Annotated in this window: 21 protein-coding genes; 12 read left to right on the top strand and 9 right to left on the bottom strand. The window is 71.4% G+C overall.

What is annotated here, in order from left to right:
* Positions 1-23: 23 nt before the first annotated feature.
* The 4 genes from E4O86_RS09735 (at position 24) to E4O86_RS09750 (ending at position 2,862) form a co-directional block, all read left to right on the top strand.
* Complete coding sequence (locus E4O86_RS09735) at positions 24-377, top strand: DUF952 domain-containing protein (RefSeq protein ID WP_161140343.1); 354 nt, start codon at positions 24-26, stop codon at positions 375-377.
* Positions 374-1,465 (top strand): quinone-dependent dihydroorotate dehydrogenase, encoded by a 1,092-nt coding sequence (locus tag E4O86_RS09740; protein ID WP_161140344.1) that lies wholly within the window; start codon positions 374-376, stop codon positions 1,463-1,465. The genes E4O86_RS09735 and E4O86_RS09740 overlap by 4 nt, the downstream gene beginning before the upstream one ends.
* A 75-nt stretch (positions 1,466-1,540) precedes the next feature.
* Positions 1,541-2,182, top strand: a complete 642-nt coding sequence (locus E4O86_RS09745; RefSeq protein ID WP_161140345.1) for a dienelactone hydrolase family protein — start codon at positions 1,541-1,543, stop codon at positions 2,180-2,182.
* Positions 2,179-2,862 (top strand): phosphoribosyltransferase family protein, encoded by a 684-nt coding sequence (locus E4O86_RS09750; protein ID WP_161140346.1) that lies wholly within the window; start codon positions 2,179-2,181, stop codon positions 2,860-2,862. Before E4O86_RS09745 ends, E4O86_RS09750 begins: the two co-directional genes overlap by 4 nt.
* Before the next feature lie 6 nt (positions 2,863-2,868).
* Here E4O86_RS09750 and ppa read toward each other — a convergent pair whose 3' ends face one another.
* Complete coding sequence (gene ppa / locus E4O86_RS09755; protein WP_161140347.1) at positions 2,869-3,399, bottom strand: inorganic diphosphatase; 531 nt, start codon at positions 3,397-3,399, stop codon at positions 2,869-2,871.
* Between the two features lie 65 nt (positions 3,400-3,464).
* Here ppa and E4O86_RS09760 point away from each other — a divergent pair, with 65 nt between their 5' ends.
* Positions 3,465-4,496, top strand: coding sequence for an LLM class flavin-dependent oxidoreductase (locus E4O86_RS09760; RefSeq protein WP_161140348.1), 1,032 nt, complete (start codon positions 3,465-3,467; stop codon positions 4,494-4,496).
* Between the two features lie 3 nt (positions 4,497-4,499).
* Here E4O86_RS09760 and E4O86_RS09765 read toward each other — a convergent pair whose 3' ends face one another.
* From E4O86_RS09765 to E4O86_RS09795, 7 genes are all read right to left on the bottom strand, one after another.
* On the bottom strand, positions 4,500-4,772 hold the full coding sequence (locus tag E4O86_RS09765; RefSeq protein WP_161140349.1) for a DUF1127 domain-containing protein: 273 nt from the start codon (positions 4,770-4,772) through the stop codon (positions 4,500-4,502).
* A gap of 206 nt (positions 4,773-4,978) precedes the next feature.
* Positions 4,979-5,488, bottom strand: coding sequence for a GNAT family N-acetyltransferase (locus tag E4O86_RS09770; protein WP_161140350.1), 510 nt, complete (start codon positions 5,486-5,488; stop codon positions 4,979-4,981).
* A 109-nt stretch (positions 5,489-5,597) separates the two neighbouring features.
* Complete coding sequence (locus E4O86_RS09775) at positions 5,598-6,692, bottom strand: TRAP transporter substrate-binding protein (RefSeq protein WP_161140351.1); 1,095 nt, start codon at positions 6,690-6,692, stop codon at positions 5,598-5,600.
* A 78-nt stretch (positions 6,693-6,770) separates the two neighbouring features.
* Positions 6,771-7,343 (bottom strand): methylated-DNA--[protein]-cysteine S-methyltransferase, encoded by a 573-nt coding sequence (locus E4O86_RS09780; RefSeq protein WP_161140352.1) that lies wholly within the window; start codon positions 7,341-7,343, stop codon positions 6,771-6,773.
* A gap of 89 nt (positions 7,344-7,432) precedes the next feature.
* Positions 7,433-9,259, bottom strand: a complete 1,827-nt coding sequence (gene typA / locus E4O86_RS09785) for a translational GTPase TypA (RefSeq protein WP_161140353.1) — start codon at positions 9,257-9,259, stop codon at positions 7,433-7,435.
* Between the two features lie 132 nt (positions 9,260-9,391).
* Positions 9,392-10,513 carry a site-2 protease family protein gene (locus E4O86_RS09790; protein ID WP_161140354.1) on the bottom strand — a complete coding sequence of 374 codons (1,122 nt, stop codon included), beginning with the start codon at positions 10,511-10,513 and terminating at the stop codon, positions 9,392-9,394.
* Positions 10,514-10,632: 119 nt separating this feature from the next.
* The gene (locus tag E4O86_RS09795; RefSeq protein ID WP_161140355.1) at positions 10,633-12,057 is read right to left on the bottom strand and encodes a coiled-coil domain-containing protein; all 1,425 of its coding nucleotides are present in this window, start codon (positions 12,055-12,057) and stop codon (positions 10,633-10,635) included.
* 227 nt (positions 12,058-12,284) lie between these two features.
* Here E4O86_RS09795 and E4O86_RS09800 point away from each other — a divergent pair, with 227 nt between their 5' ends.
* Together E4O86_RS09800 and E4O86_RS09805 are read left to right on the top strand one after the other, a co-directional pair.
* Complete coding sequence (locus E4O86_RS09800; protein WP_161140356.1) at positions 12,285-12,740, top strand: MarR family winged helix-turn-helix transcriptional regulator; 456 nt, start codon at positions 12,285-12,287, stop codon at positions 12,738-12,740.
* Positions 12,741-12,757: 17 nt separating this feature from the next.
* Complete coding sequence (locus E4O86_RS09805) at positions 12,758-13,969, top strand: multidrug effflux MFS transporter (RefSeq protein WP_246206322.1); 1,212 nt, start codon at positions 12,758-12,760, stop codon at positions 13,967-13,969.
* A gap of 24 nt (positions 13,970-13,993) precedes the next feature.
* Here the strand turns inward: E4O86_RS09805 and E4O86_RS09810 are convergent, their stop codons facing one another.
* The gene (locus E4O86_RS09810; protein WP_161140358.1) at positions 13,994-14,449 is read right to left on the bottom strand and encodes a PaaI family thioesterase; all 456 of its coding nucleotides are present in this window, start codon (positions 14,447-14,449) and stop codon (positions 13,994-13,996) included.
* A 276-nt stretch (positions 14,450-14,725) separates the two neighbouring features.
* Here E4O86_RS09810 and E4O86_RS09815 point away from each other — a divergent pair, with 276 nt between their 5' ends.
* The 5 genes from E4O86_RS09815 to cobJ are packed head-to-tail and all read left to right on the top strand — an operon-like array spanning position 14,726 to position 20,148.
* Positions 14,726-15,841 carry a sirohydrochlorin chelatase gene (locus E4O86_RS09815; RefSeq protein ID WP_205520809.1) on the top strand — a complete coding sequence of 372 codons (1,116 nt, stop codon included), beginning with the start codon at positions 14,726-14,728 and terminating at the stop codon, positions 15,839-15,841.
* 8 nt (positions 15,842-15,849) lie between these two features.
* Positions 15,850-16,479 (top strand): precorrin-8X methylmutase, encoded by a 630-nt coding sequence (locus E4O86_RS09820; protein WP_343039137.1) that lies wholly within the window; start codon positions 15,850-15,852, stop codon positions 16,477-16,479.
* Complete coding sequence (gene cbiE / locus E4O86_RS09825; protein ID WP_161140360.1) at positions 16,476-17,675, top strand: precorrin-6y C5,15-methyltransferase (decarboxylating) subunit CbiE; 1,200 nt, start codon at positions 16,476-16,478, stop codon at positions 17,673-17,675. Before E4O86_RS09820 ends, cbiE begins: the two co-directional genes overlap by 4 nt.
* Complete coding sequence (gene cobI, locus E4O86_RS09830; RefSeq protein ID WP_161140369.1) at positions 17,672-18,364, top strand: precorrin-2 C(20)-methyltransferase; 693 nt, start codon at positions 17,672-17,674, stop codon at positions 18,362-18,364. The genes cbiE and cobI overlap by 4 nt, the downstream gene beginning before the upstream one ends.
* Complete coding sequence (gene cobJ, locus E4O86_RS09835; protein ID WP_161140361.1) at positions 18,361-20,148, top strand: precorrin-3B C(17)-methyltransferase; 1,788 nt, start codon at positions 18,361-18,363, stop codon at positions 20,146-20,148. Before cobI ends, cobJ begins: the two co-directional genes overlap by 4 nt.
* The last annotated feature ends 2 nt before the right edge of the window (positions 20,149-20,150 follow it).

Here is a 20,150-nt window from a genome sequence, read left to right on the forward strand (position 1 = left end):
GGGGCCGGCTATGGTCCGCGCCGATGTCCGAGCTCGTCTACAAGATCTGTCCCGAGGCGCTCTGGCGCGAGGCGGAGGCCGCCGGCCGTTTCGCCGGCGCACCGGTCGACCATGCCGACGGCTTCATCCATTTCTCCACCGCCCGCCAGGCGCCGGAAACGGCGGCCCGCCACTTCGCGGGCGCGCGCGATCTCCTCCTCGTCGCGGTGCGCCCCGGGCCGCTCGGCCCGCTTCTGAAATGGGAGCCCTCGCGGGGCGGCGACCTTTTCCCGCATCTCTACGGGGCGCTTCCCCTTGCGGCCGTCGCCTGGGTGAAGCCGCTGCCGCTCGGCCCGGACGGCCGCCACGTCTTCCCCGATCTCGGCGAGGCCGAATGAGTCTTCTCGACCGCGCCGCCGGCCTCTTCCGTCTGTTCGAGCCGGAAGCCGGGCACGCTCTCGCGATCCGGGCGCTCCGCGCCTGGCACCCGCGCGCGCCGCACGGCGGAGACGATCCGCGCCTTCGGGTGGAACGGCTCGGCCTCCGCTTCCCGAATCCGATCGGGCTTGCCGCCGGCTTCGACAAGGGCGGCGAGGCGACGGACGCCATGCTGGCGCTCGGCTTCGGCTTCGTCGAGGTCGGCACGGTGACGCCGCTGCCGCAGCCGGGCAATCCGAAGCCGCGGCTGTTCCGGCTGCCGGCCGATTACGCCGTCATCAACCGTCTCGGCTTCAACAGCCGCGGCCACGCCGCGCTCGCCGCGAACCTCGCCCGCCGGCGGAACCAAACGGGCCTCGTCGGGATCAATATCGGCGCGAACAAGGAGAGCGCCGACCGCATCGGCGATTATGTCGCCGGCGTGCTCCGCTTCGGTGCGGAGGCCGCCTGGCTCACCGCCAACATCTCCTCGCCGAACACGCCGGGGCTGCGCGACCTGCAGGCCGAGGCGACGCTGCGCGCGCTGCTCTCCCGGCTCGCGGAGGCGCGCGAGCGCGTCGCGGCCGTAAGCGGCAGGCGGACGCCGCTCCTCGTCAAGATCGCGCCGGACCTCGACGACGCCCAACTCCAGGCCGTCATCCAGGCGGTCCGGGATTCCGGCTGCGACGGGCTCGTCATCGGCAACACCACCGTCGAACGCACCGGTCTGCGCGAGACGGGCCTCGCCAATGAATCGGGCGGCGTCTCGGGCCGGCCGCTCTTTCCGCGCTCGACCGCGATGATAGCCCGCGCGCGCGAACTCGCGGGGCCCGGGCTCGTCCTCGTCGGCGCGGGCGGCGTCGAAAGCGCCGGCACGGCCTGGACGAAGATCGCGGCCGGAGCCGATCTCGTGCAGCTCTACACCGCGCTCTTCTACGAGGGGCCGTCGCTCCCCCGCCGCATCGTCGCGGGCCTCAGGGCGCGGCTCGACGCCGCCGGCCTGCCCGCCATCGGAGCGCTCCGCGACAGCGAGACGGCGCGCTGGGCGGCGCTCTGGCCGAAGGGCTGAGCGGGCGGGCCGACCGGATCGCTTCCGCATCGCCTGCGTTCCACGCTAGGATCCCGTGTCGGAGGCGCCGCACTCATGACGGAGCGTCGCGAGGTCGCGATCGGAACGAAGGGCCTGCCCGGCAGTCTGGCGGTGCCTGCGGATGCACGCGGACTCGTGATCTTCGTGCACGGCAGCGGCTCGGGGCGTCGGAGCCCGCGCAATCGATGGGTCGCGGAGCGGCTGGTCGGCGCCGGCCTCGGCACGCTCCTCTTCGATCTCCTCACGGAAGCCGAGGGCGAGGACCGCGCCAACGTCTTCGACATCCCGCTGCTCGGCGTGCGCACCGAGGAGGCGGTCGCCTTCGCCGCCGCCGATCCGGGCCTGGCGCCCCTCCCTGTCGGGCTTTTCGGCGCTTCGACCGGCGCCGCCGCAGCCCTGGTGGCGGCCGCGAACGTTCCGGACCGCGTGGCGGCGGTCGTCTCGCGCGGCGGCAGGCCGGATCTCGCGGCGCCCCGCCTTGCACGCGTGAAGGCGCCGACCCTCCTCATCGTCGGCGGCGAGGACGACGTCGTGATCGACCTCAACCGCGAGGCCCTGGCCATGCTCACCTGCGAGCGCGAGCTCGCGATCGTGGCCGGCGCGACGCACCTCTTCGAGGAGCCGGGTGCGCTCGACGAGGTCTGCGACCTTTCGGTCGCCTGGTTCCGGCGCCATCTTGCGCGGAGCCTCGCGTGAGGAGCAGCGTCTCCTTCGCCGATCGGCGCTCGGCCGGGATCGCGCTCGCCGGCACCCTCAAGGAGAAGGGCTACACCGATCCGGTCGTCCTGGCGCTGCCGCGCGGCGGCGTGCCGGTGGCGCTCGAGATCGCGCGGGCGCTCGAGGCGCCGCTCGACCTCCTGCTCGTGCGCAAGATCGGCGTGCCGTGGCAGCCGGAGCTCGCGGCCGCGGCGATCGTCGACGGTTCGCCGCCGGATGTCGTCAGGAACGAGGAGGTGATCCGCGCCGCGCGCCTCGGCCCGGACGAGATCAAGGAGGGTGCGGAAGCCGAGGCCCGCGAGATCGAGCGGCGGCGCGCCGCCTATCTCGCCGGGCGCGAGCCGCTTCCGGTCGCCGGCCGCACGGTGATCGTCGTGGACGACGGGATCGCCACGGGCACCACGGTGCGGGCGGCGCTCGTCGCGCTCCGCCGGCGCGGGCCTTCGAGGCTCGTCCTCGCGGTGCCGGTGGCGCCGGCCGAGACGCTCGCGGAGCTTGCGCCGCTCGTCGACGAGATCGTCTGCCTCGCCACGCCCGAGCCGTTCTGGGCCATCGGCGCGCATTACGACGATTTCAGCCAGCTCGAGGACGAGGAGGTCGTCGCCATGCTGGCCGAGGCCCGGCGCTTGGCGCCGGGCGGCGATCGGAAACCCGCGTGAGGCCCGTCAGGCCTTTCTGGCCCGCGCGACGGAATCGTTGATGAGCTGCTTCGCCTCGTCGGCATCGCCCCAGCGCACGATCTTCACCCACTTGCCGCGCTCGAGGTCCTTGTAATGCGCGAAGAAGTGCTCGATCTGTTCGGTCGAGATCTGCGGCAGATCCTGGTACGTGCGGACCTTCTCGTAGCGCCGCGTGAGCTTGGTCGACGGCACCGCGATGATCTTCTCGTCCCCGCCGCTCTCGTCCTCCATGATGAGGACGCCGATCGGCCGGCAGTTGATCACGCAGCCGGGCACGAGCCCGCGGGTGGACGCGCACACGACGTCGATCGGATCGCCGTCCCCGCAGAGCGTATGCGGCACGAAGCCGTAATTTCCCGGATAGCGCATCGGCGTGTAGAGGAATCTGTCCACGAAGAGGGTTCCCGATTCCTTGTGGAGCTCATATTTGATGGGCTCGCCGCCGACGGGAACCTCGATGATGACGTTGACGTCCTCCGGCGGGTTGTTTCCGATCGGGATCGCCTCGATGCGCATGAAAGCTCCTTCGCATTGCCTGCTTGTCCCATGACAGGCGCGAGTGACATGAACAAGGCCGCCCGATGAATGGGGGCCATGCGGGAGATCCGGGGCGGCTGCGCCTCGGCGTGCTCGACCAGTCGCCCATCTCCGAAGGCTCCTCCGGGCCCGAAGCGCTCCGCAACACGCTCGGCCTCGCGGCCCTGACGGATCGGCTCGGCTATCATCGCTACTGGATCGCGGAGCATCACGGCACGCCGATGCTCGCTTCGCCCAGCCCGGAGGCGCTGATCGGCCCGGTCGCGATGGCGACGCGCGGCATCCGGGTGGGCAGCGGCGGCATCATGCTGCCGCATTACAGTCCCGTGAAGGTCGCCGAGACCTTCTCCATGCTCGCCGGGCTCTTCCCGGACAGGATCGATCTCGGCATCGGTCGCGCGCCGGGGTCGGATCAGCGGACCGCCTATGCGCTTCAGCGCGACCGCCGGCAGCTCGCGCCGGACGACTTCCCCGACCAGCTCGTCGAGCTTCTCGGCTATCTGGAAGGCACCATCCCGCCCGAGCATCCCTTTGCCGGCGTCGCGCGCCTGCCCGGCCGGCCCTACGCACCGGAGGTCTACCTGCTCGGCTCCTCGCTCCAGAGCGCCCTCTGGGCGGGCCAGCTCGACCTGCCTTACGTCTTCGCCGACTTCATCAATCCGGAAGGCGCGCCGATCGCCGAGCGCTATCGGGCGGAGCTCGCCCGCCACCATCCCGAGGCGCGGCCCCGGATCGCGGTGGCGGTCTGGGCGCTCGCCGCGGAAACGGACGAAGAGGCGGAGCAGCTCTCGGCCAGCCACCGCATGGCGATGACGCTGTTGCGGCGCGGCCAGCTGATCCCCGTTCCGACCGTGGAGACGGCCCTGGAATTCCTGGCGCGGGAGGGCGGGCTGCCGTTCGGTGGCCGGCGCCGCATCGTCGGCACGCCGGAGCGCGTGAAGGACGGGATCGAGGCGGCCGCCGCGGAATATGGCGCGGACGAGGTGATGGTGGTCACCATCACCCATTCGCATGCGGCGCGGCTGCGATCCTACGAGCTCGTGGCCGAGGCCTTCGGGCTCGATCCCCGCGCGTGAGCCTCAGCGGCCGAACGGGTGCGGCGCCCGCCCGCGCGCTCCCGAGGCGAACCAGACCGGCAGGTGGGCGGGGCCGCGTGCGAGGTCCGCGGGCGTGAGGCCGATATCCGCGAGCACCTCGTCCGGCAGGCGGGCGAGGACGGCGTAGGTCCGCCGCCGCGCCCGCCAGGCCGTGAACCGGGTCGCGCCGCTCTCGATGAGGGCGGAAAGGAGCGCGCGGGCGCCGGGCCGGGCATCGGGCCGGGCAGCGGGCCGCGTGAAGGTGATGTCCGACATCGGACGGGTCCTTTCGAGCATTCGGCGCCGGGCCGGAAGGTCGGCCGCGGGCGCGAGGCCGGGCTGATAGACCTCCGGTGTTTCCCTATTGTTTCTCCCGGATCAAAGCCTGTTTCCGCTGGAGCCGTCCCGGCCCGTGCGCGCGCGATCCGGGTGCGCCGGCGAGCGACCGGGCGGCGCCGCTTGTCGGGGAGCTTGCGCCCGGTTCAGAGCCTGAATTCGAACCAGAGGCAGGGAAGCGCCTTGCCGCCGAGCGTCTCTTCGCTGCGGGCGACGAGCCGGCCGCCGCGGCGCTCGTAGAAGGTCACGGCGCGGTCGTTCTCCGCAAGGGCGCGGATCACGAGGCGCACATAGCCCTGCGCCCGGAGCATCTTGACGGCGCCGGCGAAGAGCCGGGCGCCGAGGCCGATGCCCTGATATTCGGGAGCGAGGTAGAATTCCTGCACTTCGGCGACCGTCGCGCTGGTGCGCGTGCGCGCCGCCCCGAAGGTCGTGTACCCGGCGACCTTTCCGCCGACGTCGAGGACGAGAAGGCCCCGCTTCTTCGCCACCGCTTCGCGCCACCACGGCGCCGAGCGCCGGACGATCATCCGCTCCAGCGCGACGGCGGGGATCAGGCCCGAATAGGCCTCGCGCCAGGCGGCCGCGTGAACGTCGGCGATGCCCTCGGCATCCGCCGGACGACCCTTGCGAACATCGATGACGAGCGCGGTCATGAACGGATGCTACGCCGCTTCGGGCCGGCTTGAGAAGCGGAAAAATAGTGTCCGGAAGCGTTCGGGCGCGGCGTTCCGGGCCGCCTCCGAGGCGGCCCCGGCGAGCCGGCTATTTGGTCCGGCTGGCGATCATGTAGCTGTCGAAGGCGTACTCGTTCACCTGCCACCAGAGATAGTTCTGCGTGCGGAAATCGATCATGGATTCGAGCGCGCGCCTGAAGAGGTCGTCCTTCTCCGCCTTCTCGCGATAGAGCTGGTGCGCGGCGTCCCAGGCGGCGTCGAGCACCGCGTTCGGGAAGATCTTCACCTCCGTCCCGCCGGCGACGAGGCGCATCAGCGCCGGGCCGTTGTGCGAATCGTATTTGGCGAGCATCGCGTTCATCGCCGCGTCGCCGGCCTGCCTCAGAATGGCCTGGTAGGACTTCGGCAGCGCGTTCCAGCGCTCCTGGTTGACGACCATGTGGAGAACGGCGCCGCCCTCCCAGAAGCCCGGGGCGTAATAGTACTTGGCGACGCGGGAGAAGCCGAGCTTCTCGTCGTCGTAGGGGCTGACGAACTCCGCGGCGTCGATCGTGCCGCGCTCGAGCGCGGCATAGATGTCGCCGCCGCCGATCTGTTGCGGGACCACGCCGAGCTTCGCCAGCACTTCGCCGCCGAGCCCGCCGATGCGCATCTTCAGGCCCTGCCAGTCCGACGGCTGGTTGATCTCCTTGCGGAACCAGCCGCCCATCTGCGTGCCCGACTGGCCGCACGGGAAGCCGACCACGTTGAACTTGGCGAGCGCCTCGTCCATCAGCGCGTTGCCGCCGCCATTCGTCAGCCAGGCATATTGCAGGCGGGAGTTGAACGAGAACGGCACGCCGGTTCCGAAGGCGAGCGAGGGCTGCTTGCCGATGTAGAAGTAGATCGGCGTGTGCGCGCAATCGACCGAGCCGTTCGACACGACGTCCATCGCCTGGAGCGCCGGAGCGATCTCGCCGGGGCCGAAGCACTGGATCTGGAACCGGTTGTCGGTCGCCTCCGCGACATACTGGGCGAAGGTGAGGGCATTGCCGAAGAGCGCGTCGAGCGGCTTCGGAAAGCTCGAGGTCATGCGCCAGCGGACCTCCGGCATCGATTGTGCGATGGCCGGCGCCGCCAGTGCCGTCGCGCCGGCCGCGGCTCCGCCCGCAAGGCCTCCCTTCAGGAATTCCCGCCGCTTCATGATGATCTCCTCCCTTTCGCCGCGACAATAGCGAGAGCGCGGCCGAACGCTAGTGGCCCCTGCCGGATCCGGCGGCGGTCAGCCCTGGCGGGGAGCTTCGGCCGGTTCCGTCGCAAATGGCAGCAACGGCGCGGCGCCGTGCCGGCTCTCGACGGCGAGGAGGTGCAGCTTCGTCGCAAGTCCGCCGGGTGCGGAGAAGCCGCCCGGCCTGCCGCCGGCACCGAGCACGCGATGGCAGGGCACGACGAGCGGCACGGGGTTCCTCCCGAGCGCCTGTCCCACCGCCCGGGCGAGCGCGATATCGCCGAGCTCCTTCGCGAGGTCGCCATAGGTGCGGGTCGCCCCCGGCGGGATCCGGCGCGCGAGCGCATAGACGGCGCGGTGGAAGTCCGGCTCGCCCGCGAGGTCGATTGCGACGTCTTCGAGGTCCACCGGCTCGCCGGCGAGCAGGCGCCCGATCCGCCCGATCGCATCCCGGACCGGCGGCGGCGGCTCCGTCTCGGCCGGCGCCCCGGACCGGCGGCGGAGCCGCGCGCGGGTCTTCGCCTCGCTCGCATCCGGCAGGCAGAGGGCACGGATGCCGCGCGGGCCCCAGGCGATGCCGCAGCGGCCGATAGCCGTATCGAAGAGCGCGAATCCGGCCCCGTCCATGGCGCGAGCCTAGCACGTACCCTGCCGCGAGCGAAAAGCGCCCGATCGACGGGTTCGATGGTCCCGGTGCGCGGGCGCCCCCGGGGGCGCTAGGCCGCGCTGGCCTTCGCCCGTTCGGCCCGCTTGCGCTCGTGCGGGTCGAGGATCGCCTTCCTGAGCCGGATCGACTTCGGCGTAACCTCGACGAGCTCGTCCTCTTCGATATAGGAGAGCGCGCGTTCCAGGCTGAGCCTCATCGGCGGGGTCAGGATCGTGTTCTCGTCCTTGCCGGCGGCGCGGATATTGGTGAGCTGCTTGCCCTTCAGCACGTTCACCTCGAGGTCGTTGCCGCGGCTGTGCTCGCCGACGATCATGCCGGCATAGACCTTGGCGCCGGGCTCGATCATCATCGGCCCGCGATCCTGCAGGTTGAAGAGCGCATAGGCGACCGCCTCGCCCTGGCCATTCGAGAGGAGCACGCCGGTGCGCCGGCCGGCGATCTCGCCGCGATAGGGCTCGTAGGCGTGGAACACGCGGTTCAGCACCGCGGTGCCGCGCGTGTCGGAGAGAAGTTCCGGCTGGTAGCCGATGAGGCCGCGGGTCGGCACGTAGAAGACGAGCCGCGTGCGGCCGCCGCCGGACGGCCGCATCTCGATCATCTCGCCCTTGCGCGTCGCGAGCTTCTCGATCACCGCGCCGGTGTGCTCGTCGTCGACGTCGACGATCACCTCCTCGATCGGCTCGAGCCGCTCGCCCTCCGGACCGTAGCGGAAGACGACGCGCGGCTTGCCGATGGTGAGCTCGAAGCCCTCGCGGCGCATCGTCTCGATCAGGATGCCGAGCTGCAGCTCGCCCCGCCCGGCGACCTCGAAGGCGTCCTTGTCGTCGCCCTCCGTGATCCGGAGCGCGACGTTGCCCTCCGCCTCGCGGAGCAGCCGGTCGCGGATGACGCGGCTCTGGACCTTGTCGCCTTCGGTGCCGGCAAGCGGTCCGTCATTGATGCGGAACGTCATGGAGAGCGTCGGCGGGTCGATCGGATGCGCCGGGATCGGCTCCGTCACGGACGGGTCGCAGAGCGTGTGGGACACGGTCGAATCGGAAAGGCCGGCGAGCGCGACGATGTCGCCGGCTTCGCCGAGATCGATCGGCTGCCGTTCCAGCCCGCGGAAGGCGAGCACCTTGGAGACGCGGAAGCTCTCGACCAGCTCGCCGTCGCGGGTGAGGGCCTTCACGGTCTGGCCGGCCTTCACCGAGCCGGAGCGGATCCGGCCGGTCAGGATGCGGCCGAGGAAGGGATCGGCCTCGAGCGTCGTGGCGAGCATGCGGAAGGGCCCGGGCTCGGTCCGCGGCGCCGGCACGTGCCGGAGCACCATGTCGAGGAGCGGGCCGACGGTCTCGCGCGGGTCGCCGGGATCCTCGGCCATCCAGCCCTGCTTGGCGGAGCCGTAGAGGACGGGGAAGTCGAGCTGCTCATCGCTCGCATCGAGCGCCGCGAAGAGGTCGAAGACGGCGTTCAGCACGAAGTCCGGCCGGGCGTCCGGCTTGTCCACCTTGTTGATGACCACGATCGGCTTCAGCCCGATCGCGAGCGCCTTGGACAGCACGAACTTCGTCTGCGGCATCGGCCCTTCCGCCGCGTCGACGAGCAGGATCGCGCCGTCCACCATGTTGAGGATGCGCTCCACCTCGCCGCCGAAATCGGCGTGGCCGGGCGTATCGACGATGTTGATGCGCGCATCCTTCCAGTTGAGGGAGGTCACCTTGGCGAGGATGGTGATGCCGCGCTCCTTCTCGAGCGCGTTCGAATCCATCGCGCGCTCGGCCACCTGCTGGCCGGTGCGGAACGCGCCGGAGGCGCGCAGCAGCACGTCGATAAGGGTCGTCTTGCCATGATCGACATGCGCGATGATGGCGACGTTGCGGAGTGTCGCTGTCATGAATCTCTGCCGGGCCGGAATTCGCGGCCGCTATAGCCGATTATTGCATTGCAAGATAGGGAGGGGCGGGCCCGGCTGCCACCCGCCTTCGCATGACGCCGATGGTCCGCTCCCGTTCGGCCCGGCGGGCGCCTATTGCGGCAGGAGCGGTCCGGTCGGACGCCGGGGCGGCCTTCTCAATCCGCCCGCCGCCTGGATCATCATCAGCTCGCCGATATTCTCCGGCGTCAGGTAGCCGACGAGCCGCCCGTCCGGCTCGATGACGGCCACCGCCGGCGCGCCGCCGCCCTGGAGATGCCGCAGGGCCGCCTCGAGCCGGGCATGCGGGTCGACCGACGGCACCTGCACGATCGCCTCGAGCGCGGGCGTCGCCGGCCCGGTCTTGTTGAGGGCATGGATCATGGCGGTGCGGGTCAGGATGCCCCGCAGCCTGCCGCCCCCGTCGACGACCGGGAACTCGTGCTGCGTGGTGTGGAGGAGCTGCTCCGCGGCCTCGCCGATCGTCGATCCCGGGCCGAGCGGGACGAACTGCGTGATCATCGCGTCGGCGACGCCGAGGCTGCGCGAGACGTCGACGAGGCTTGTCGACTGCGCCTCCGCCGTTGCGGCGAGATAGACGAAGATCGCCACGAAGATCAGCAGCGGGTTGCCGCCGACAAGGCCGAGAAAGCCGAACACGAAGGCGAGCGCCTGTCCGATTCGCGCCGCTATCTCGGTCGCCTGGGTGCGCGGATAGCGCAAAGCGAGCAGGGCGCGGAGCACCCGGCCTCCATCCATGGGGAAGGCCGGGATGAGGTTGAAGAGCGCCAGGAAGATGTTGACGGAGGCGAGCCGGACGGCGAAGCCGATCGCCGGGCTGTCGATCTGTTCCATCGCCGTCATGTCGACCCGCGCGCCGAGAATCAGGATCAGCACCATTGCGATCACGAGGTTCACGGCCGGACCGGCAAGGGCGACCAGGATCTCCTGGCCGGGCCGTTCCGGCATGCGCTGCAGCCGCGCGACGCCGCCGATCGGCAGGAGCGTGATGTCGGGCGTCATGATCCCGTAGCGGCGCGCGGTCAGCACGTGGCCGAATTCGTGCGCCACCACGCAGGCGAAGAGCGCCAGGATGAAGAGCACGCCCTGCACCGCCGCCTCGGTGCCGCCCTGCTGGTAATAGGCGATCCCGATCCAGGCGAGGAGCAGCAGGAAGGTGACGTGGATGCGGATCTCGCTTCCGAAGATCCGCGCGATCGGGAATGACCAGCTCATGGCGAACTCATCTCGAAGCGCGACGCGACGGCGGGCACGCGGCCCGCAGCGGGGAGGATGAGGCCCCGGCTCGCGCCGATGCCCTTCGTCGACGCCAGTCTGGACGAGCGGCGCGGCTGTTACCAGCCCGGCCGGAAGGTGACGTCCCGAAACTCCTGGCAGGTGCCCCCGACCGGCGCCAGCCTGAATCCGTCCTCGGTCTTCTGGATGTCGCAGGTCATCGGGAATGTCGCCGAACCGGTGGCGCCTGAGGCGTCGAACAGGTTCAGGTGGCCGCCGTCGAAGGCATATCTTCCTTCCACGGTGCGATTGCCGCTGCTGTCCGTCATGCGGAACGTGCCGCCCGTCTGGAACAGGACGCGCGCCGGGCCGGCGCTGTAGGGGCCCGGCTGGATCGGCTGGTCGGCCGCCGCCGGGCCGCGCCCCTGGGCGGCCTGGATCCGGCGCTCCAGTTCGGCGAGCTCGTCGCTGCGCTGAGCGAGCGTGCCGGCGATGCCGGTGAGCTGCGCCTGGACGGTGTCCCGCTGCTTGGTCGCCTCCGCGACGTCGGCGGTCAGCTGCTCCCGCTGCTGCGCGAGCTCGCCCACCGCCTGCTTCAGCTCGGTCTGGCGCTGCGCGAGCTGGTCGACGTTTCGGCGGAGCGTCTCCGCCTCGCTGCGCGCTGCGGCCTCGGCCTTCCTGGCCTCCTCCAGCTTCCGTTCCGCCTCGGTGACCTGCTTCGAAAGCGCCGCCGCCTGCTCGGAGAGCCGACCGACCGATTGCCGCGTCTCGTTCTCCCGCTGCTGGAGCGACCGGTACTGATCCTCCGCCTTCGCCACCTCCGACTGCATCTGCTGCCGGCGCGCCGTCATGTCGTTGATGCTCTTCTCGATCTCGGCCCGCTGCCGGGTGAGGGAGGCGAGCGCCTCGCGCGTCTGGTCGGCATTGGCTTGGGCGGCCGCCTCCGCCTCCCGCGCCTGCTGCGCGCGCTGCTCCGCCTCCGCGACCTGCCGGGAGAGGCCCGAGGCCTCGTCGGACAGCTTGGAGACGCTCTCGCGCGTCTCCGCCTCCTGCCTGCGCGCGGCCTCGAGCCGCTCGCCCACCGCGGCGAGCTCGGCGGTGCGGGCCGCGAGGCTGTCCTGGATCGCCTTCGTCTCGTTCTGGGCCGCGGTGAGCTGCTGGCCCGCCGTCTCCGCCTGCTTCTGGAGGTCTTGGACCTGGGCGGTGCGCTGTTCCAGCTCCTGCTGGGCGCTCTGGAGCCGGGGCTGCAGGGTGCCGAGCTCCGCCTGGAGGGCGTCCCGCTGCTGCGTCAGCCGGCCGATCTGGTCCTGTGCCGAAGCGATCCGCGTCTGGATCTGCTGGAGGTCGCCGGAAGCCTGCGTCTGGCTCCGGAGCTGGGCGGCGCTCTGGTCGCGCGCGGTCTCGGCCGCGCTCAGCCGGTCCCGCAGCTCTCCCTCGGAAGATGCGTTTGCGACGAAGAGATAGATGACGAGGAGCCATCCGATCACCGCCAGCGCGGCCAGCGCCATAGGTACCGGCCGCCGCATCTCAGCCTTCACGTCCATCTCATCCTCGCCGTTCGATCGCGCCTGCTTTGTAGCCTGCAAACGAAATCCGGGACGCCGCGTTCCGAGAGCCCGGACAGGGACGGCGCGCGGTCGCAGGGATGTACGCCGATGTCCGGTCCGTCCCGGTCCGAGAGCAGGGAAGGGCTGCACCGGACGCATGGCTCGGCCGCTTGATACGTCCTTCGCATAGGCATTAATAAGGGGAACATACTATCAGGTGACCAATGGATCACGATCAGGTGAGCGACAGCGTGTCGAACCTGGTGGTCGACCTTGCGCGGCTGTTCCGGCAGCGGATGGACGAGGCCTTCGCGGCAGAGGGGCTCGACCTGACGCCCGGCGAAGGGCGCACATTGCTTCGGATCGCGCGCAACGAGCCGATACGCCAGAACGTGTTGGCGGAGCGCCTCGGGATCGAGCCGATGACGGTGTCGGGCTTTGTCGACCGGCTCGAGCGGCGCGGCCTTGTCGCGCGCGAGACCGACCCGGCCGACCGCCGCGCAAAGCTCGTACGCAGCCTCCCCGCCGCCGCCCCGCTCGTTGCGCATCTCGACGCCGTTGTGGCCGGGCTCCGCGAGCGGGCCCTCAGCGGCTTCTCGCGGGCCGAGGGCGAGGCCGTCCGCCGCGCCCTCGTCCGGATGCGGGCCAATCTCGCCACGGAGGCGCTGGCGCCGGCATGAGCGTTCAGAACCCCGTGATGAGCGAACGTATGGTCGCGCTCGTCGGCGCGCTCCTGGTCGGCCTCGGACCGGTGTCGATGGCCCTCTACACGCCGGCCATGCCGACCCTCGTGGAAGCGTTCGGAACGACGATCTCCGCCGTCAAGCTGACGCTCACCGTCTATTTCGCCGGCTTCACCGCGGCCCAGCTCGTCTGCGGTCCGCTTTCCGACGGCTTCGGCCGGCGGCCCGTGGTGATCGGCTTCTCCGCGCTCTATCTCGCCGCGAGCGCGATGGCCGCACTCGCGCCCGGCATCGAACTGCTGATGGTGGCGAGGCTGCTGCAGGGTGTCGGCGCGGCCGCCGGCATCGCGATCTCGCGGGCGATCGTGCGCGACCTCTTCACGGGGCAGGATTCGGCGCGGGTCATGAACCTGATCGGGATCGTCCTCTCGGTGGCGCCCTCGCTCTCGCCGACGATCGGCGGCATCACGCTCGAGCTGTTCGGCTGGCACGCGATCTTCCTCCTGATGGTGGTCTACGGCTTCGCCATCCTGCTGATCTTCCTGACGGTCGTCCCGGAGACGCTGGCGCCGCATGATTCCGCGGCGATCCGCTTCGGCCCGCTCTTCGGAAGCTACGGCACGCTCATCAGGGACGTGCGCTTCCTGAGGCCGAGCATCATTCTCGGCTGCACCAACGGGGCGCTCTATACGCTCGCCACCATCCTGCCCTTCATCCTCATCGACGTGGTCGGCCTGACGCCGGCCGTCTTCGGCGTGGGCATGCTCTTCCAGTCGTTCTCGTTCACCATCGGAGCGCTCATCGTGAGGCGTCTTCTCGCGAAGGTCGGCGCACGGAAGCTCGTTCCGGTCGGGCTCACGCTGGTCGGGCTCGGGGGCCTCCTGATGGCGGTGCTCACGCGCGTCGTGGAGCCGTCCTTCCTCGTGGTGATGGGGCCGGTCGGGCTCTACGCCTTCGGAATTTCCTTCACGATGCCGGTGCTGATGACCGATTCGCTGGCGCCGTTCGGACGGATAGCGGGCGCGGCTTCGGCGCTCACCGGCTTCTTCCAGATGGGTATCGGCCTGCTCGGTTCGGCCGTCGTGGCGCTGGTGGGCAATCCCGTGGCCGCGCTCGGCACCGTCATTCCGACGATGGCGGTGATCGCCATCGCGACGCAGATCGTGCTCGGACGGCGGGTGGCGGCGCTGGCGGGCCGCGCCGGGAGCGACGAGCCGGCCGAATAGGACCAGCCGTCCGAAGGCGGAGGCTCAGGCGGGCGATTGCCTGGACGCGGCGGCGGGCTCCCGCATCGCTTTCCAGATGCCGTTGCCGGTCGCGATGATGCGGGATCCCGCGACAAGCGTGCCGCGTACGAAGACGAGCGAGTTGGTCTTGCGGACGACCTCTCCGCGTGCCTCGACGAATTCGCCGATCTCCGCGGCCGAAACGAAATGCACGTCGAGCTGGACCGTGACCTGCGACTGGTTGCCGGTCACGGCGCGGGAGGCCATTCCCATCGCGCGGTCGGCGAGCGTCATCAGCATCCCGCCCTGCACCACGCCGCGCTTGTTGTGATGGCGCGGCTCGGCCAGAAGCCCGAACCGGATCCCGTCCGCGTCCGCGATCCGCCACATCGGGCCGATCAGCGCGAGGAAGCCCTCGTCCGGCATCTGTTCCCAGCCCATCGCGCGCAGGTCGTCGGGTGTCACGGACCTCTGCCGCATGCGATCCCTCTCCGGATGTCGCACCCTGGAGCGGGCGCAGCACCGATTAGCCGCGCAAACGGGCGGCCCGCAACAGCGGAGCGAACGCGGACGCCTCGTCCGTCGCGATTGACCCTGGCGGGTGCCCGGCGTATCCCCCGTCCGGATGGTCGTCCCTCGAGGGGCTGGAACGATCCCGCTGAGACCGACCCAAACCGGGGGTCGAACCGGGGCCGTCTTGGAAAGCCGCGGCAGTCCCGCCGCCGGCGAGCCTCGCGTGCGGACAGGAGGCTCGCCATGACGATCGCACACGAGGTGCAGCCCGGCAGCGACGTCCGCTCCGGCTCGGCCGAGCGGATCGGCGTGATGGTCTGCGGCCACGGCAGCCGCGATGCCAAGGCCGTCGCCGAGTTCGCCGCCCTCGCGACCCTCCTTGAGGACCGCTTCCCGGACTGGCCGGTCGATTACGGCTATCTCGAGTTCGCGCGCCCGGTCATCCGCGACGGGCTCGACCGGCTCGCCGCCGCGGGTGTGACCCGCATCCTCGCCGTTCCCGGGATGCTCTTCGCGGCCGGCCACGCCAAGAACGACATTCCCTCCGTGCTCAACACCTATGCGGCGGGACGGCCCGGCCTCTCCGTCGAGTACGGACGCGAGCTCGGCATCGACCCGAAGATGCTGCAGGCGGCCGCCGACCGCATCCGGGAGACGCTCGCCGCCGCGCCCGATCTGCCGGCCCACGAGACCCTGCTCGTCGTGGTCGGCCGCGGCGCGTCCGATCCGGACGCCAACTCGAACGTGGCGAAGGTCACGCGCATGCTCTGGGAAGGCTTCGGCTTCGGCTGGGCGGAAACGGCCTATTCCGGCGTCACCTTCCCGCTCGTCGCGCCGGCGCTGGAGAAGGCCGCCCGGCTCGGCTTCCGCAGGATCGTGGTCTTTCCGTATTTCCTCTTCACGGGGATCCTGGTCGACCGGATCTACGCCGCGGCGGACGAGGCGGCCGCGCGCCATCCGGGGATCGAATTCCTGAAGGCGCCCTATCTCGCCGGCCATCCGCTCGTCATCGACACCTTCGTCGAGCGCGTCCGCGAAATCCTGACGGGCGACAACCGGATGAATTGCGGGCTCTGCAAGTACCGCACCCAGGTGCTCGGCTTCGAGGCGGAGGTCGGGCTGCCGCAGGAGAGCCATCACCACCATGTCGAGGGGATCGGCACGGGGCAGGGCGCCCCCCGGCACGGGCATGCGCACGATCACGCGCCGGGGCACCGGCACGACCACGATCACGACCATCACCATCACCATGACGATGGTCACGATCACCTTCATGCGGGGGCGGGCGGTCACGGCCACCATCATCCCTATCCCCATGCCGACCATCCGCTCGGACCGCGCACGCTGAAGCGGGGCTGAGGCGGATCGTGTCCCCTTACGACTATCTTTGCGATCCGGCGGCGATCGGCCGCCGCTCCTTCGAGATCATCCGGACGGAGTGCGATTTCTCCCGTCTTACGCCGGTCCTGGCGAGCGTCGCGGAGCGCGTCGTCCACGCCTCGGGCATGCCGGACGTCGTCTCCGATCTCCGCTTCTCTCCGGGAGCGGCGGAAGCCGGCCGGGAAGCGCTTCTCTCCGGCGCCGCGATCGTCGCGGACGTGCGCATGGTCGCCGCCGGCGTGACCCGGAGCCTGCTGCCGGCCGGGAACGAGGTGCTTGTCGCGCTCGATGCCTGCCCCCCGGGCGAGGCTCTTTCGGGCACGCGCTCGGCCGCCGGAATGGAGCGGCTTTCCGGGCGGATCGGCGGCGCCGTAATCGCCATCGGAAATGCCCCGACCGCGCTATTCCGCCTCCTCGAAATGGTCGCGGCGGGCGCGCCGAAGCCCGCGCTCGTGCTCGGCTTTCCCGTCGGCTTCGTCGGCGCGGCGGAATCGAAGGAAGCCCTCGTCGCGAACGGCCTCGGCATTCCCTATGTGGCGCTCTCGGGCCGCCGCGGCGGCAGCGCCATGGCCGCCGCCGCCGTCAACGCGCTCGCGCTCGGCCGGAACGCGCCGTGACGCCCTGGCTTTCCGTCGTCGGCATCGGCGAGGACGGCCTCGCCGGCCTTTCGCAAGCCGCGCTCCGGCTCGTGGAGGATGCCGAGATCCTGATCGGCGGCGAGCGGCACCTCGCCATGGTGCCCCCGGACGGACGCGAGCGGATCGCCTGGCCGAGTCCCCTTTCCGTTCTCGTGGAACGAATCGCGACTCTCCGCGGCCACCGAATCGCGGTGCTGGCGACCGGGGATCCGATGCATTTCGGCATCGGGACGACGCTCGCGCGGCACGTGTCCGCGGCCGAGATGACGGTGATTCCCGGGATTTCCGCCTTCTCGCTGGCAGCGGCGCGGCTCGGCTGGCCCCTTGACAGGACAGCCATGTTGACCCTTCACGGCCGACCGATCGACTCGCTCGCCCTCCATGTCCATCCCGGCGCCCGCCTCCTGATCCTGGCGCACGACCGGACGAGCCCGGCCGCCGTCGCCGCGTGGCTCACCGCCCGCGGCTTCGGCGCGAGCCGCATGGCGGCCCTTGCCCATATGGGCGGCGCGCGCGAGGCGAGGATGGAGGGGCGGGCGGACGGCTGGTCGGAGGAGGTGCCGGATTTCCATACGCTCGCCGTCGACTGCGTGGCAGGGCCCGGCGCGGCGTGGCATCCGCGCTCCGCCGGCCTGCCCGACGACGCTTTCCGGCACGACGGCAAGATCACCAAGCGCGAGGCGCGCGCGCTCGCGCTCGCCAAGCTCGCGCCCCATCCCGGCGCGCGGCTCTGGGATGTCGGCGCCGGCTGCGGCTCGATCGCGATCGAATGGATGCGCGCCGCCGACCGGGCCGAGGCGATCGCACTCGAGCCGCGTGCCGACCGCCGTGCGCTCGCGGCGCTGAATGCGGCGCATCTCGGCGTTCCGGGCCTCAGGATCGTCGACGGCGCGGCGCCCGAGGCGCTGGCCGGCCTCGACGAGCCCGACGCCGTGTTCCTCGGCGGCGGCATCGCGCGGGAGACGATCGCCGCCGTCTGCCGGGCGCTGCCGAGCGGCGGGCGCCTCGTCGCCCATGCCGTGACGCTCGAGAGCGAGGCGGAGCTCCTCGCCGCCCGCGCCGGACATGGCGGCGATCTCGTCCGTCTCTCCGTGGCGCGTGCGGAAGCCGTCGGCCCGTTCACGGGCTGGCGTCCGGCCATGCCGGTGACGCAATGGGCCTGGCAGAAGCCATGACGGGACGGCTCTATGGCATCGGGGTCGGGCCCGGCGATCCGGAACTGATGACGCTGAAGGCGGTGCGCGTTCTCGCCGCCGTTCCGGTCGTGGCCTATCCCGCCGCGAATGACGGCCCGAGCCTTGCGCGCTCCATCGCCGCCGCGCACATCCCGGCCGGGCGGACGGAGATCGCGATCCGGGTTCCGATGCGCGCGGGCGAGCCGCCCGAAAGCGTCTACGACGCGGCGGCGGATGCGATCGCGGCGCATCTTGAGGCCGACCGCGATGTCGCCGTCCTCTGCGAAGGCGACCCGCTCTTCTACGGCTCCTTCGCCTACCTGCACGACCGGCTCTCCGCCTTTCCCGCCACGATCGTGCCCGGCGTGACGTCGCTTTCGGCCTGTGCGGCGGCGGCCGCACGGGCGCTCGCCAGGCGCGAGGAGATGCTCGCTGTCCTTCCCGCCACGCTGCCGGATGCCGCGCTGGAGGCCCGGCTCGCGGAGGGTGGGGCAGCCGCGATCATGAAGGTCGGACGGCATCTGCCCCGCATCGCGGCGCTCCTCGTCCGGATGGGGCTCGCCGGCGACGCGCTCTACGTCGCGCAGGCGAGCCGGCCGGAGGAGGCCGTCCTGCCGCTCGCGGCCGCGCTCGAAGAGGGCCGGAGCGGCTATTTCGCGACGATTCTGGTCGGGGGAGGCGGCGCGTGAGGCCGGCGGTCCTCGCTCTCACCGAAGCCGGCCTCGCCACCGGCCGGCGCGTCTCGGCGCTTCTCGGCGGCGAACTCCACGCCCGGGAGCCGCTTGCGGGCGACGTCCCGTTCCGGGATTTCGCCGCCCACCTGCGGTCGCTCTTCGCGGCGGGCCGGCCGATCGTGGGGCTCTGCGCCGCCGGGATCCTCGTCCGCGTGCTCGCGCCGCTCCTCGCGGACAAGCGTGCCGAACCGCCGGTCCTCGCAATCTCCGAGGACGGGGCTTCGATCGTGCCGCTCCTTGGCGGCCATTGCGGCGCGAACGATCTCGCGCGCCGGCTCGCCGCCGGCCTCGGCGGCCATGCCGCGATCACCACGGCGGGCGATGCGCGCTTCGGCGTCGCGCTCGATGCGCCGCCGCCGGGCTGGGTGATCGCCAACCCGCACGATGCCAAGCCGGTCATGGCGTCGCTTCTCGCCGGGGCTTCGGCCAGGCTCGAAGGCGACGCGCCCTGGCTCGCGGAGAGCGGCATTCCCGTCGCGGACGACGGAGCCGTCCGTCTGGTCGCAACGGTCGCGGCGCAGGCGGGCGACGCCGCGACGCTCGTCTACCACCCGAAGCGGCTCGTCGTCGGCCTCGGCTCGGAGCGCGGCGCCGCTCCGGCCGAGATCGCCGGCCTGGTCTTTGATGCGCTCGCTTCCGCCGGCCTTGCCGCCGGTGCGGTCGCCTGCGTCGCCTCCGTCGATCTCAAGGCCGACGAGCCGGGGATCCTCGCCGCGGCGGATACGCTTGGCGTGCCGGCGCGCTTCTTCGCGGCCGCCCGGCTCGAGGCCGAGACGCCGCGCCTCGCCAATCCCTCCGGGGTCGTCTTCGCCGAGATCGGCTGCCACGGCGTGGCCGAGGCGGCGGCGCTCGCGGCGGCGGGACCGGCAGGCGAGCTCGTCGTCCCGAAGCGGAAGAGCGCACGGGCGACCTGCGCCGTCGCGCTCGCGCCCGCGCCGGTCGATCCTCGTGCCGTCGGCCGGGCGCGCGGCCGTCTGGCGGTGGTCGGGATCGGTCCCGGCTCTGCGGACTGGCTCACCCCCGAGGCGCGGCGGCTCCTCGAGGAGGCCGATGCGCTGGTCGGCTACGGGCTCTATCTCGACCTGATCGCAGGCGTGAACCAGGCGGCCGAGCGGTTCACCTCCGATCTCGGCGCCGAGGAGGCGCGCGTCCGCCAGGCGCTGCTCCTCGCCGGCGCGGGGAGGTCCGTCGCCCTGGTCTCCTCCGGCGATGCGGGCATCTATGCGCTCGCGACCCTCGTCTTCGAATGCCTGGAGCGCGGCGGCCTGCCGGACGGCGCGCGGCGCGCGGAGGTGATGGTTTCGCCCGGCATCTCCGCCATGCAGGCGGCGGCGGCACGGATCGGCGCGCCGCTCGGCCACGATTTCTGCGCGATCTCGCTCTCCGACCTCCTGACCGACTGGGCGGCGATCGAGGCGCGCATCCGCGCGGCCGCGGAGGCGGATTTCGTGGTCGCCTTCTACAATCCGGTCTCGCGCCGCCGGCGGACCCAGCTCGCCGCCGCCAAAGCGATCCTCCTGGAACGCCGGCCGCCCGGAACGCCCGTCGTGATCGCCCGCAATCTCGGGCGGGACGGCGAGCGGGTCGAGGCCGTCACCCTCGCCGATCTCGATCCCGAGCGGATCGACATGCTGACCCTCGTCCTCGTCGGCGCGTCGTCATCGCGCCGGATCGAGGCCGCGGGCCGGAGCTGGATCTATACGCCGCGCGGCTATGCGAAGAAGAGAGGCGCCGAATGAGC

The organism is Propylenella binzhouense, from assembly GCF_009866965.1.
Taxonomy (GTDB): Bacteria; Pseudomonadota; Alphaproteobacteria; order Rhizobiales; family Afifellaceae; genus Propylenella; species Propylenella binzhouense.